The 12221-nt window shown below is 72.1% G+C and carries 12 protein-coding genes and 1 tRNA gene; 5 read left to right on the top strand and 8 right to left on the bottom strand.

Annotated elements, in window-relative coordinates; translation table 11 throughout:
- Nucleotides 1-53: 53 nt before the first annotated feature.
- The 3 genes from rplT to infC all read right to left on the bottom strand — a co-directional run bounded on the left by rplT (nt 54) and on the right by infC (nt 1378).
- Nucleotides 54-437 carry a 50S ribosomal protein L20 gene (gene rplT, locus QPJ90_RS07430; RefSeq protein WP_058726112.1) on the bottom strand — a complete coding sequence of 128 codons (384 nt, stop codon included), beginning with the start codon at nt 435-437 and terminating at the stop codon, nt 54-56.
- 27 nt (nt 438-464) lie between these two features.
- Nucleotides 465-659 carry a 50S ribosomal protein L35 gene (rpmI, locus tag QPJ90_RS07425; protein ID WP_022903519.1) on the bottom strand — a complete coding sequence of 65 codons (195 nt, stop codon included), beginning with the start codon at nt 657-659 and terminating at the stop codon, nt 465-467.
- Between the two features lie 62 nt (nt 660-721).
- Nucleotides 722-1378, bottom strand: a complete 657-nt coding sequence (gene infC, locus QPJ90_RS07420; RefSeq protein WP_290133788.1) for a translation initiation factor IF-3 — start codon at nt 1376-1378, stop codon at nt 722-724.
- Between the two features lie 274 nt (nt 1379-1652).
- Between infC and QPJ90_RS07415 the strand changes: the two genes are divergently transcribed.
- Nucleotides 1653-2006 carry a DUF1844 domain-containing protein gene (locus QPJ90_RS07415; RefSeq protein WP_058726113.1) on the top strand — a complete coding sequence of 118 codons (354 nt, stop codon included), beginning with the start codon at nt 1653-1655 and terminating at the stop codon, nt 2004-2006.
- A gap of 124 nt (nt 2007-2130) precedes the next feature.
- On the opposite strand, the gene QPJ90_RS07410 is transcribed toward QPJ90_RS07415, so the two are convergent.
- Nucleotides 2131-3378, bottom strand: a complete 1248-nt coding sequence (locus QPJ90_RS07410) for a phosphotransferase (RefSeq protein WP_290133787.1) — start codon at nt 3376-3378, stop codon at nt 2131-2133.
- Nucleotides 3379-3493: 115 nt separating this feature from the next.
- On the opposite strand from QPJ90_RS07410, the gene QPJ90_RS07405 reads away from it, so the two are divergent.
- From QPJ90_RS07405 to QPJ90_RS07395, 3 genes are all read left to right on the top strand, one after another.
- On the top strand, nt 3494-3949 hold the full coding sequence (locus QPJ90_RS07405; RefSeq protein ID WP_290133786.1) for a MaoC/PaaZ C-terminal domain-containing protein: 456 nt from the start codon (nt 3494-3496) through the stop codon (nt 3947-3949).
- 70 nt (nt 3950-4019) lie between these two features.
- The gene (locus QPJ90_RS07400) at nt 4020-5876 is read left to right on the top strand and encodes a glycoside hydrolase family 2 TIM barrel-domain containing protein (RefSeq protein ID WP_290133785.1); all 1857 of its coding nucleotides are present in this window, start codon (nt 4020-4022) and stop codon (nt 5874-5876) included.
- Between the two features lie 75 nt (nt 5877-5951).
- Nucleotides 5952-7157: a hypothetical protein gene (locus QPJ90_RS07395; protein ID WP_290133784.1), complete on the top strand. Its 1206-nt coding sequence runs from the start codon at nt 5952-5954 to the stop codon at nt 7155-7157.
- A gap of 184 nt (nt 7158-7341) precedes the next feature.
- Here QPJ90_RS07395 and QPJ90_RS07390 read toward each other — a convergent pair whose 3' ends face one another.
- Nucleotides 7342-8388, bottom strand: a complete 1047-nt coding sequence (locus QPJ90_RS07390; RefSeq protein ID WP_290133783.1) for an amidase domain-containing protein — start codon at nt 8386-8388, stop codon at nt 7342-7344.
- Nucleotides 8389-8497: 109 nt separating this feature from the next.
- On the opposite strand from QPJ90_RS07390, the gene QPJ90_RS07385 reads away from it, so the two are divergent.
- A complete protein-coding gene (locus tag QPJ90_RS07385) occupies nt 8498-8881 on the top strand; it encodes a hypothetical protein (protein ID WP_290133782.1) in 384 nt (127 codons plus the stop codon).
- Nucleotides 8882-8944: 63 nt separating this feature from the next.
- On the opposite strand, the gene QPJ90_RS07380 is transcribed toward QPJ90_RS07385, so the two are convergent.
- The 3 genes from QPJ90_RS07380 to QPJ90_RS07370 form a co-directional block, all read right to left on the bottom strand.
- Nucleotides 8945-10825 carry a hypothetical protein gene (locus tag QPJ90_RS07380; protein ID WP_290133781.1) on the bottom strand — a complete coding sequence of 627 codons (1881 nt, stop codon included), beginning with the start codon at nt 10823-10825 and terminating at the stop codon, nt 8945-8947.
- Nucleotides 10826-10951: 126 nt separating this feature from the next.
- Nucleotides 10952-11027, bottom strand: a tRNA-Ala gene (locus tag QPJ90_RS07375).
- Nucleotides 11028-11105: 78 nt separating this feature from the next.
- Entirely contained in the window at nt 11106-12218 is a 1113-nt protein-coding gene (locus QPJ90_RS07370) for a hypothetical protein (protein ID WP_290133780.1), read from the bottom strand.
- Nucleotides 12219-12221: the final 3 nt, after the last annotated feature.

The following is a 12221-nucleotide window of genomic DNA, read 5'->3' as shown; positions in this document are numbered from 1 at the left end:
CGAAGCCCCCGCTCCGCGGACGGAACGGGGGCTTCGTGGTGCGGCTGGCGTGACTACGCGGCCTTCGGGGCCGAGGTGTCGGCCGGCAGGGCCTTCTTCGCGGTCTCGACGAGCGCCGCGAACGTGTCGGGGTTGTTCACCGCGAGGTCCGCGAGGATGCGACGGTCGACCTCGACGCCGGCCAGGTTCAGACCCTGGATGAGGCGGTTGTAGGTCAGGCCGTTCGCACGCGACGCAGCGTTGATGCGCTGGATCCAGAGGCGACGGAACTCGCCCTTCTTGGCGTGACGGTCGCGGTACGCGTAGACGAGGGAGTGGGTGACCTGCTCCTTGGCCTTGCGGTACAGACGCGAACGCTGACCGCGGTAGCCCTCGGCGCGCTCGAGAACGACGCGGCGCTTCTTGGCGGCGTTGACCGCTCTCTTTACTCGTGCCATTGATCTATTCCTTTACGTTCCGCCGGCTCAGTGGCCGAGAAGCTTCTTGACGTTCTTCGCGTCGGCCTTCGCGAGGACCTGGTCCTCGTTGAGGCGGGCCTTGCGCTTGGCGCTCTTGACCTCGAGGTTGTGACGCATACCGGCCTGCTGCTTCATGATCTTGCCGCTGCCGGTGACCTTGAAGCGCTTCTTCGACCCGGAGTGGGTCTTCTGCTTGGGCATGGAGTGCCTTTCCGTGGGATGGGTGTGGGGAGCCGCGTCGTCGCGGGTTCGGTCGGGGAGACCTACTCGGCCGGAGCGGCCTGCTGCTCGGAAGCGGCGGGGGACTCCTCGCCGTTCTTCGCGGCGTGCTCCGACGCGCGACGCTCGGCCTTCTGTGCAGCACGCTTGGCGTTCTGCTCGCCCTTGACGTCGGACTTGTTCTTCAGCGGAGCGATGATCATCGTCATGTTGCGGCCGTCCTGGGTCGGACGCGACTCGACGACACCGAACTCGGCGATCTCCTCGGCGAACCGCTGCAGGAGGCGGACGCCCTGCTCCGGGCGCGACTGCTCGCGACCGCGGAAGAGGATCATGGCCTTCACCTTGTCGCCACCGAGGAGGAAGCCCTCGGCGCGCTTGCGCTTGGTCTCGTAGTCGTGCTTGTCGATCTTCAGGCGGAACCGGACCTCCTTCAGGTCCGTGTTCACCTGGTTGCGACGCGCTTCCTTGGCCTTCTGCGCAGCCTCGTACTTGAACTTGCCGTAGTCCATGATCTTGGCCACGGGCGGCTTCGAGTTCGGGGCGACCTCGACCAGATCCAGTTCGGCTTCCTGCGCGAGACGCAGGGCCATGGCGATCGGGACAACGCCGACCTGCTCACCCTGGGGGCCGACGAGTCGGACCTCGGGAACGCGGATTCGGTCGTTGGTGCGGGGATCGGTGATGCGGAGCTCCTTCAATCAGGTGGTTGGCCGTCCGGGGCTGTTGCCCTGGACGACGGCACGAGAGAGGAGGTCTGACGCACGGATCGGAACCCGTTGCACCGCCCGACGTCGTCCCTTGCGGGAGGACCTGCCGTGCTCGTGGTGCTGAGCCCGGCGGAGCGATGGGGACCCGGTAGCCTGGTGGTGCACAGCCGCGGGTGGGAGAGACTCCTCTTTCGCAAGACGCCGTTCGAGCCCCCGAGGGCGCACGGACAGCATCTGCCGCGACAGAGTCTAGCAGAGGAGCACCGTGACCGACACCCCGCCGAACGAGCCCACCGGAGCCGACGAGGCGCGTGACATCGCGGAGGTGCCGGCGGTCGAGCTCATCAACACCGTCGCGGTGCACCTGCTCAGCGCCGCGGCCGTGAAGGTCGGGCTGGCCGACGACCCGCAGGAGCAGACCGACCTCGACGAGGCGCGGAAGCTCATCACCGCCCTCGCCGGTCTGGTCACCGCCGCCGCGACGGAGATCGGCGACCACCACGCCCGTCCGCTGCGCGACGGGCTCCGCTCGGTGCAGCTCGCGTTCCGCGAGGCCTCCTCGATCCCGGACGCTCCGGGCAAGGGCCCCGGCGAGAAGTACACCGGCCCCGTCAACTGACGTGACCGGATGACGGCCTGGAGGCCCGTGGCGGCGTCGCCACGGGCCTCCAGGCCGTCAGGTGGGCGCGTCAGCCAGCGCTGCGCGCGCGGACCCGTCAGCCAGCGCTGTGCGCGCGGACCCGTCAGCCAGCGCTGCGCGCGGCCAGCCGCGCGACGGCCGCGAGGGGGATGCCGACCCAGTCCGGCCGGTTGCGGCTCTCGTAGACGACCTCGTAGACGGCCTTGTCGAGCTCGAAGGCGTCGAGGACCTCGCGGTGTGCGCGGAGGTCGCCGCCGGTCCCTTGCTCGTAGCCGGTGAGGAACGCGCTCCGGGCCTCGTGTGCCCAGTCGCCGGTGTCCACCGGGTCGGCATCACGGGCGAGTGCTCCCGCCACGTAGTCGAACGACCGCAGCATGCCCGCGACGTCGCGCAGCGGGACGTCGGGCACCGAGCGCTCGGTGAGCGGACGGAGCGGTTCACCCTCGAAGTCGAGGAACACCCACCCCCGCTCCCCCGGCACCGCGAGCACCTGGCCGAGGTGCAGGTCTCCGTGGACCCGCTGGAGGTCCGGCCACGACGCCTCGGCTGCCCGTGCGTACACGGCACGCACGGCGTCGGCGTGCTCGGCGACCGCCGGCGCCTCGCGTTCGGCCGCGGCGAGGCGGGCGTGCATCGTGGCCAGGGCGTCACGGCGGCGGTCGTCCGTCGCGGGCGTGGTCGGCAGGACCTCCGCGAGCGTGCGGTGCACCTCGGCGAGCGCCGCGCCGAGCCGTGCCGCGTCGTCGGCGAAGGCGACACCGGCGCGGGCGTCGTCGAGCGCCACACGCCAGGCGTCGCGGGTACCGGGGAGGAACTCCTGCGCGACGGCGAGGTGGCCGGTGGCGGTGCCGTCCGGTCGCCCGGTGTCGGGCCAGCTGCGGCGGAGCGCGCCGTAGACCGCCGGCACCCGGGTGCTGCCGGCCGCGGAGAGGGCGAGCTGCGTGGTGACGTCGGGGTTGTCGCCGTGGTGCAGGACGCGGAACACCTTGACGATGACCTGCTCGCCGGCCTCGGTGTCGCAGATCACGGAGGTGTTCGACTGCTCGCCGGACAGCACGCGCGCGGCGGTCACGGTGCCGATCGGGCGGAGCGACTCGGGGTCCGCGTCGATCCGGGCTGCGAGGCCCCTGACCCACTCGAGGTCGGTCGTGGCGTCGGTGAGGGCGCCGTCGCGGACGACGACGGGCGCCTGGTAGAGGACGGCACCGGTCGCGGCGTCGTCGAGGACCAGCCGGGTGTCGTCGTCGGTCGACAGCGTGCGGAGCGTCGGGCCGGCGCCTCCCTTGGCGGCGTACCAGCGCTGTGCGGCGATCCACGGGGCGAGGTCGTGGTCGGCGGGAGCGTCGCTCATGCCGCGGAGGCTACGCGCTCGGCGCTGAGGAGGTGGGGGACGCGGGTGCTCGCGGTGCTCGCGGTGCTCGCGGTGCTCGCGGTGCTCGCGGTGCTCGCGGTGCGAGGATGACTGGGTGCCGCACTACCTCGAGGACCTCGCCGCCGGACAGACCTTCACCACCCCGGGTCGGACGATCACGGAGGCCGACGTCGTGTCGTTCGCCTCGTGGACGAACGACAACAACCAGGTGCACACCGACGTCGAGTTCGCGGCACGCACCCGCTACGGCCAGCGCGTCGTGCACGGACTGCTCGGGACGTCGCTCTGCCTCGGCCTCATCGCGCGGACTGGGGTCTTCGAGGGTTCGGCCGTGGCGCTGCTCGGCATCGACCAGTGGCGGTTCACCGCTCCGGTGTTCATCGGCGACACCGTGACGTGCACGGTGGAGATCCTCTCGACGCGGCTGACGAGTTCGGGGACGACGGGCGTCGTCGAGCGCGCGGTGTCGCTCCGCAACCAGCACGGCGAGGTCGTCCAGCAGGGCCGGATGGACGTCATGGTGCTGACACGGGACGCCGCGATCGCGTGACGAGCGACATGGGGCCCGTCCGTTGCCACACCTCTTTACAACGATGTACGAACGGGTCCAGCATGGACGCATGAGCACGCTCGCCGGCAACGACGCCGCCCCCACTGCCCTCCCCGTCGCGACCGAGCAGGACGGGACGTACCCGCGGCCGCAGCTCCTCCGCCCCGCCTGGGCCGACCTCGACGGCACGTGGTCGTTCCGCAACGACGGGGACGACGCCGCCTGGCGTTCGGGCTTCCCGGACGCCCGGGACATCACTGTGCCGTTCCCGCCGGAGTCGGTCGCGTCCGGGATCGACGAACCGGGCTTCCACCCCGTGGTCTGGTACTCCCGGCAGCTCACCGCAGCCGACCTCGCCGCCGCCGGGTACTCGTCCGCGCAGCCCCGTCTGGTCCTGCACTTCGGAGCCGTCGACCACCGTGCGCGCGTCTGGGTCGACGGGCAGTTCGCCGGCGAGCACGAGGGCGGTCACACGCCCTTCGCGTTCGACGTCACCGACGTGCTGACGGCGGACCCCGACGCCGTGCACACCCTCGTCGTCCGTGCCGAGGACGACCCGCTCGACCTGACGCAGCCCCGTGGCAAGCAGGACTGGCACGAGGAGCCGCACGCGATCTGGTACCGCCGGACCACCGGCATCTGGCAGACCGTGTGGCTCGAGGCCGTGCCGACCGTGTCGATCGCGGCGCTGCGCTGGACGAACGTCGACCACGCCACGGTCCGACTCTCCGTCCGGCTCGCCGGCACCCGTCCCGGCGGCGAGCGCCTCCGCGTCGAGGCGTGGTGGGCCGACGAGCACCTCGCGACCGTCGAGTCCGCGTTGGGCGACGTCGCCTGGTCGAGCGCGATCGACACCGAGTTCGACGTCGTCGTGCCGCTCCCCCGGCAGACGAACGGCCAGGCCGAGGACGAGCTCGTCTGGACGCCCGAGACGCCACGGCTCGTCGACGCGACCGTCACCCTGCTCGACGCAGGCGGCACGGCGACCGACGCGGTCGCGAGCTACTTCGGTGTCCGCACCACCTCCATCGGCCAGGGCGCCTTCCTGCTCAACGGGCACTCGTACGACGTCCGCAGCGTCCTGAACCAGGGCTACTGGCCGGACTCGCACCTCGCCGCCCCGTCCCGCGAGGCCCTCCGGCGCGAGGTCGAGCTCATCAAGGAGCTGGGCTTCAACGCCGCGCGGAACCACCAGAAGGTCGAGGACCCGCGCTTCCTCTGGTGGGCCGACAAGCTCGGACTGCTCGTCTGGGGCGAGCTGCCCGGCGCCTACGCGTTCTCCCCCACGGCGGTGCAGCGGTTGATGCGGGAGTGGATGGACGCCGTCGAGCGCGACGCCTCGCACCCGTCGATCGTGACCTGGGTCCCCGCGAACGAGAGCTGGGGCGTGCAGCACATCGCGGACGACCCGGCTCAGCAGGCGTACGCGCGTGCGCTCGCGGACGTCGCCCGGGCGCTCGACCCCACCCGCCCGGTGATCTCGAACGACGGCTGGGAGCACCCGGCGTCGGACATCCTCTCGGTCCACGACTACGAGGGCGACGGCGCCGTACTGGCCCGCACGTACGCGGACGACGCGGCCCGCACGGCCCTGCTGCGCGGCATGGGTCCGGCCGACCGGCAGATCCTCGTCGGCGGTGCGGTCGACGAGGGGCAGCCCGTGATGCTCACCGAGTTCGGTGGCGTGAACTACCAGCCCGGCGTCCAGCGCGAGGACGGCTGGGGGTACACCTCGGCGTCCGACGGGGACGACTGGATCACGCGCATCACCGGCCTGTACGACGCGATCCGGGCGAGCACGTTCCTCGCCGGCTCCTGCTACACCCAGCTCACCGACACGATGCAGGAGACGAACGGGCTGCTCAACGCCGACCGCACGCCGAAGGTCCCGATCGAGCAGATCCGCCGAGCCGTCACCGGACGCTGACGCGCACCAGCAGGCGGACGGCCGCGTCCGCCTGCTGGTGGCCGACGCTGCTGCGCAGCGTGCGAGGATCGTGCGGTGACCGACGTGGCGGAGACGACCCGTGCCTCCCGGCTGGGTTCCGTCCTGGAGGCGCGCCACAGCGGGTGGTCCGCTCCACTGGTCCTGTGGCTGGCTTCACGGGCGTTCAGCACGCTGCTGCTCGGCTCGCTCTACTGGGTCGCGACCGCGGCCGGGTGGCCGTTCGCGTCGTACCGACGCGACCCGTCGTTCTTCACGTTCTCCGGGTCGTGGGACGCGTCCTTCTACCGGATCATCGCCGAGCGGGGGTACCCGACGGCGATCCCGGTGGACGACGCCGGGCACGTGCTGCCGAACGCGTGGGCGTTCCTGCCGGTGTTCCCGTGGCTCGCCCGCACGGTGGCGCCCGTCGTCGGCGGGTCGTTCTGGGTCGTGGGTGTGCTCGTGGCGACCCTCGCCGGCGCCGGTGCCTGCATGATGCTGTACCGCGTGGTGCGGGCGGTCCGCGGCGACCGGGCCGCGCGGTGGGCGACCGCCCTCTTCGCCTTCGGTCCGACCGGGTTCCTGCTCCAGGTGGCCTACGCGGAGAGTCTGTTCCTCCTGCTGTTGTTCGCCGCGCTGCTCGCGCTCGTGCGCCGACGGTACTGGTGGATCGCGCCCCTCGGGATCGTCGCCGCGTTCACGAAGCCGGGCGTGCTCGCCCTCGCCGTGGCGCTCGCGGTGCACCTCGTCGTGCGGTGGGTGCAGGACGGGCGGGGGTTCCGGTGGCGGGAGCGCGTCGTGGTGGTCGTGTCGGGACTGCTCGTCGCGACCGCGGGGCTCGCGTGGCCGGTGATCGCCTCCGCCGTGACCGGCCGACCGGACGCGTACCTCGACACCGAGCTGTCGTGGTGGGTCGGGTTCGTCGGGCGGCAGCACTTCGCGCCGCTCACACCGTGGTTCACGATGGCGGGCACGTGGCTCGGGCCGGCGGGCATCGTCCTCGTGCTCGTCGTGCTGGCCGCTGCCGTGTGGTTCTGGTGCCGTCGGGACGTCCGGGCCGTGGGCACCGACGTGTGGTCGTTCACGGCCGCGTACGTGCTCTACCTCGTCGCGGTGTTCCTGCCGCAGCAATCACTGCCCCGGCTGCTCATGCCGACGGCGCCGTTGCTCGGGTCGGACGTGTTCGTCGGGACACGGCGCCGTGCTGTGGCGTGGCTCGTGGTCGGCATGTGCCTGCAGCCCGTGGCGGTCGTGCTCCTGTGGTTCCTCGGGTACCCGTAGGCGCGGGCGGCGCGTAGCGCCGGCGCCGGTGGCGGTGGCGGTGGCGGTGCCGGTGCCGGTTGCGTTCGCACAACCGAAGTCATGCCGAACCACGGGCGTCCGCGGCGCGAACCGCCTTTGGTTGTGCGATCGCAGAACGCGCCACCGCGGCCGCGCCACCGCGCCTGCGCCACCGTGCCCGCGGCTACGCGTCGAACGTGTGGAACCAGGCCTTGCCGCCGGGGTGCTGCACCGTGATCATCTCGTCGAGGTCGCGGTAGGGGCCGTCCTGGTTGTGGCTCGCGGACTTGATGCGCACGGTGCCGTCCGGCTCGGTGAAGACCTCGGACACGATCGTGGTGTGGTCGGGCGAGTCGTTGTCGTTCCAGTCGAAGAACACGATGTCGCCGACCTTCACCTTGTCCCGCTCGTCGATCGACCGCTTCGTCAGGCCGAACTCGGCCGCGTGCTCGCTGAGCCACGGGTCCATCGCCGGGCAGTACGTCCACGTGGGCGAGTGCGCGGCGCCGGCGTCGCGGTTGTACCAGTCGTCGCGCTGCTCCCACCCGCGGGCGATCAGGGTCTGACTGACGTAGTTCGCGCAGTCCCCGCCGATCGGGTTCATCGTCCCGTACTCGGCGAGGTTGTAGTCCTTCCAGTACCGCATCGCGTAGGCGAGCTGTCGGTCCGTCGCGGTGAGTGCTGCGTACGCCAGCGACGTCGTCGCGACGGCATCGGCGGCGTCCGGCGTCGGGGCCGCGGTCGGCGTCGGCGCGGCGGTCGCGGAGTCCTGCGTCGCACCGGACTGGCCGTCGTTCGCGCTGCTGCCGTTGCCGTCGGAGGACTGGTTCGCCGAGGGCGACGGCTCGACGGTCTCGGTGAAGAGCGCGACGTCGGCATCGCCGGCGGTGTACATCGCCTGGTGCGGGACCGTGAAGGTGACCTTCCCCGCGGTGGCCCGGACGTCGCGAGCAGCGATACCGCCGACCGTCACGCCCTTGACGACGTCGAGCCCGGTCCCGTGGACGGTGACGGTCACCCCGCCCGCGAGCGGGACCTGCGCGGGCTCGAGCTTCGAGGCGACCGGCTTCGCGGTCGACGAGCCGGTCGTCGGCGCCGACCCGGTCGCGCCCGGCTGCTTCGTCGCCGAGGCCTTCCCCCCGCCGTCCGACGAGCACGCGGCGACCGCGAGACCGACACCGGCGACACCGGCGAGCGAGAACAGGGTGCGGCGCGTGTAGGAGGCAGTCATGACCTCACCAGGGTAGGCGACGACCCCGACGGACGGCCCGGTGCCGCGCGCGACCGGCGGCGAACCGGCATGATCGACCCGCAGCCACCGAACGAGAGGACCCCTCCGCATGCCTGAGAGCCACGACTTCTTCGTCGCCGCCGACCCGGTGACCGCACGTGCCCGCGCACGCGACGCCCTCGTCCACGAGGGCTACACGGTCGACGACGCCGACCAGGGTGGTCTCCGCGCCACCCGCGGCAGCCTCGGACTCACGCTCCTCGTCGGCTCCCTGGCGAACGACCGCACGTTCCACACCCGCCTCGACGTACAGGTCATGGTGACGCAGGACGGCCGGACCGTCGTCCGGCGGCTCCGCGGCTCCGGCCGGTCGATGGTGAAGGGCGGCGCGATCGGGATGGCGCGCGGCAACCGGGCGTTCGAGGAGGCCGCGAACGCGATCCACGCCGTGTTCGCGCAGGCGGGCGTCCTCACGGCGAGCGTCCCCGGCTGACGTCGGGGCGACGGACGGGAGGCACGGCGCGGGTCCGCACCGTGCCCGGCGTCCGTCAGTGCGTCAGCGACACGACCAGTCGCGGTCGATCTGCGACGCCCCGAACGCGGTGACGTACTGGGTCATCGCGACCGTCCCGCCGGCGAAGCCGGCGCTCGAACACGCCGACTGCGCCTGGTCGAGCCGTGCAGGCCCGATGGCGAGCCAGCTCGGGAGACCGCGTGCGGAGCTCGTCGACGGGACCGAACCCATGATCTCCCCGAAGTGGCTGGCGGTGGAGTAGATGCCGACGTTCGTCACGCGCGCATCACGGAGTGCGGCGATCATGCCCTCGAGGGCGGCCAGGTTGTACGTCGTCGTCCTCGTGTGGGACAGCCCGGTCTCGACGTCGAGCCACCACCGGAACTGCGCCGCGTTCGAGACGCCCCGCTTGGTCGATGCCTCGTACGCCCGAGCGAACCCGTACACGTAGGAGCACGCGGTCGTCGTCACGTACTTCGACTGCGGGACACCGCTGGCCTGTGCCCGGCACACCCCGTACGACTTCGGTGTCGGGACGACCTTGCCGTCGTCGAGCGTGTTCGACATCGGCCACTTCGATGCGAGCGTCGCACCCGGGTTCGTGAAGAGCGAGTAGAGCTGCGTCTTCGGCTGCGCCGTTCCCCCCTTCGAACCGGCCGCCCACGCGAGTTGCTGCTGCAGGCAGGGGTTGGTCGTGTTGGCCAGGCTCGCGTTGACGCCGACGATCGCGAACGACTGATCCGTGGGGATGGTCTTCCCGCACTGCGGGTACGACACGTCGACACCGGTCCCCGATCCCGTGCTCCCGTCGATGAAGTACCCGACGACGTCCACGTAGGCGGTCGCCGTCCCCGCCGACACCTTCGCCGACACCTTCCCGCCGGACGCCAGCGGCGCGATGAGCGCGTTGCCGATGGTCTGCCCCTTCGCGTACACCTGCGTCGGCACACTCGAGGCGAGCCCGGCACCGACGACGCGCAGTGACCCGCCGACGCTGCCCTTGCCGACCTTCGCGTTGATGACCGCTGCGACGGCGTTCCGCGGGACGCCGGCCGTCCCGGCGACGGTGACGTTCTTCGCGGTCGTCCCCGCCGCGACGGTGGCGGCGCGGACCGGGGCCGAGGGGACGAACACCGCCCCCGAGGTCGACGGCGAGTAGTACCCGACGACGTCTGCGAGGGCACGCGCGCTCCCCGACGACACCCGCGCCTGCACCGCACCGCCGGAGAGCCGCACCGTGACGGTGTTCGCGACCGTGACGCCCTTCTGGTAGGTCACCGACGCGATGCCGGCGGCGCTGCCCGCGGGCGTGAGGCGGAGCGTGCCCGCGGCGGCCGGGCGCGAGACGTCCGCCTGGAGCACGACGGCCGTGGCGTTCGACGGCACACCTGCCTTCCCGGCCACGACGATCCGGGTCGCCCCGGTGCCGACGGTGCCCGTGAGGACGTTCGTCGGCGCGAGCGGGGTGTAGGTCGACCCGCCGCTGCTCGAGCCGTACCAGCCCGCGACGTCGAGGGCGACGGTCGCGGTGCCGGACGACACCTTCACCTGGGCCTTCCCGCCGACGAGTCCGACGGTGGTGGTACCGGAGATCGATTGCTTCGGGCCGAAGTTCTGGATCGACGGGCTCGCTCCGCTGCCGCCGGGCGCGACGCTCACGTACCCGGACGCGGTCGGTCCGCTGACGGTCGCGGTGAGGACCACCGCGGTCGCGGAGGACGGGATGCCGTTCCGACCGCCGAGCGTGACGCTGGTCGGCGAGGTCCCGACCTTGCCGGACCATGCGCGAGCGGAGGTCACCGGGGTGAACCGTCCGTCGACCGGTGCGGCGGCGGACGCGGTCGGAGCCGGTCCGGCCATGACGCTCCCGGCGATGACCGCGGCGACCGCCCCGATCGCGACGACGACGTTCCTGATGTGCATGTTCCCCCCTCGGCGCTGCAGTGCGCCCCGCGAGTCTAGGGCGACCGGGGCCGACGACACAGCACTGCCGAGGAGAACCTCAGGCAACGACGAAGGGCCACCCGATCGGGTGGCCCTTCGTGTACCTGGTGGAGCTAAGGGGATTCGAACCCCTGACCTTCTCATTGCGAACGAGACGCGCTACCAACTGCGCCATAGCCCCAAGGACTCGTCAACCCTAGCACCACGGTCCGCGTGAACCGAAATCGACCGACCGTGTCCGGGCGTGCCGTGGCAGGGATCAGACCGCGCGGCGTCGACGCATGATGGCGTCGAGGTCGGCCTGCTGGTAGACGTCCTCGTCGATGACGCCCATGCCGGCCCACCGGCTCGGCGGCGCGGGCTCGACGGGCGTCTCGACGGCGGGCTCGGCCGACGCCGAGGACGAGGACGAGACAGCAGACGCGGACGCGGGAGCACGGAGTCCGAGTCGCTCGGCGAGCCGGCCCTGGTCGTGCGAGGACAGCGACGCGGCCGCCTCCTCGACGTCGGGCCGCATGCGCGAGACCGTCGCGAGCGACGGGTCGGTGGCACCGGCCCGGATCGCCGCGGCCTCGGCATCGGCCTCGGCCTTCGCCTCGGCGACGCGCTCCTTGAGCCGCGCAGCGAGTTCGGCGGACGACTCCGGCGAGGCCTTCGGCGCGACGGGACGCTCAACGTAGAGCGGCTTCGGCACGTGGTTCGGGGTCCAGCTCCGGTCGCGCACGGGTTCGGCGGGCGCCTCCGTCGGCAGCGGCGGCGCCGGGTCCGTCCACGCGGTGGTCGGCCGGGAGGCACGGGTCGCGTCCGTCGCGGCGGCTGCGGCACGCGCCTTCCGCGCCTGGGCGACCTGGTGCAGCTGCGCGAGGACCGCGACGGCCCCACCGGCGGCCACGAGCCCGGCGACGGCGATCAGCCAGAGTGCGGGTGCGGCGACGAGGACCACGACGGCGACGACGAGTCCGATCGTGCCGAAGAGCGTCGCGCCGAGCCGGGAGCGACGCATCCGCATCGCCGTCAGGGCCGGCACGTTCGAGGCGCGTTCGAGCACGGGCGCCTGTTCCGCGAGACGGCGGGTGATCTCCCGCTGACGGGCGGCCTCGTGCGCCCGGACGATGGCGGTGCGCTTCGCCTCCTCAGAGCGGGCGACGCGCTGCGCCTCGGCGAGGGACTTCGCGTTCATCTCGACGCGGACCTCGTCGGGGAGCTCGGCGGTCTGCGCGAGGATGCGGAGCGTCTGCTGGAGTCGGATCGCGTTGCGCTCGGTCGCGAGGTACTGGCGCCGCGCTGCCCACGAGGGCACGAGGTAGACGATCCAGAGGACGGCTGCCAGGAGCAGCACGATGCCGCCGCCCCAGGAGCCGATACCTGCCATGCG

Source organism: Curtobacterium sp. 458 (assembly GCF_030406605.1).
Taxonomy (GTDB): domain Bacteria; phylum Actinomycetota; class Actinomycetes; order Actinomycetales; family Microbacteriaceae; genus Curtobacterium.
Note: the sequence above shows the minus strand (reverse complement) of the source record. Positions and strands in the feature narration are given on the sequence as shown.

Bases quoted from the DNA above. Each gene is read 5' to 3' on its own strand.
- QPJ90_RS07400 (WP_290133785.1), top strand. From the start codon at position 4,020: ATGAGCACGCTCGCCGGCAACGACGCCGCCCCCACTGCCCTCCCCGTC.
- rplT (WP_058726112.1), bottom strand. From the start codon at position 437: ATGGCACGAGTAAAGAGAGCGGTCAACGCCGCCAAGAAGCGCCGCGTC.
- QPJ90_RS07390 (WP_290133783.1), bottom strand. From the start codon at position 8,388: ATGACTGCCTCCTACACGCGCCGCACCCTGTTCTCGCTCGCCGGTGTC.
- QPJ90_RS07370 (WP_290133780.1), bottom strand. From the start codon at position 12,218: ATGGCAGGTATCGGCTCCTGGGGCGGCGGCATCGTGCTGCTCCTGGCA.
- rpmI (WP_022903519.1), bottom strand. From the start codon at position 659: ATGCCCAAGCAGAAGACCCACTCCGGGTCGAAGAAGCGCTTCAAGGTC.
- QPJ90_RS07385 (WP_290133782.1), top strand. From the start codon at position 8,498: ATGCCTGAGAGCCACGACTTCTTCGTCGCCGCCGACCCGGTGACCGCA.
- QPJ90_RS07380 (WP_290133781.1), bottom strand. From the start codon at position 10,825: ATGCACATCAGGAACGTCGTCGTCGCGATCGGGGCGGTCGCCGCGGTC.
- QPJ90_RS07410 (WP_290133787.1), bottom strand. From the start codon at position 3,378: ATGAGCGACGCTCCCGCCGACCACGACCTCGCCCCGTGGATCGCCGCA.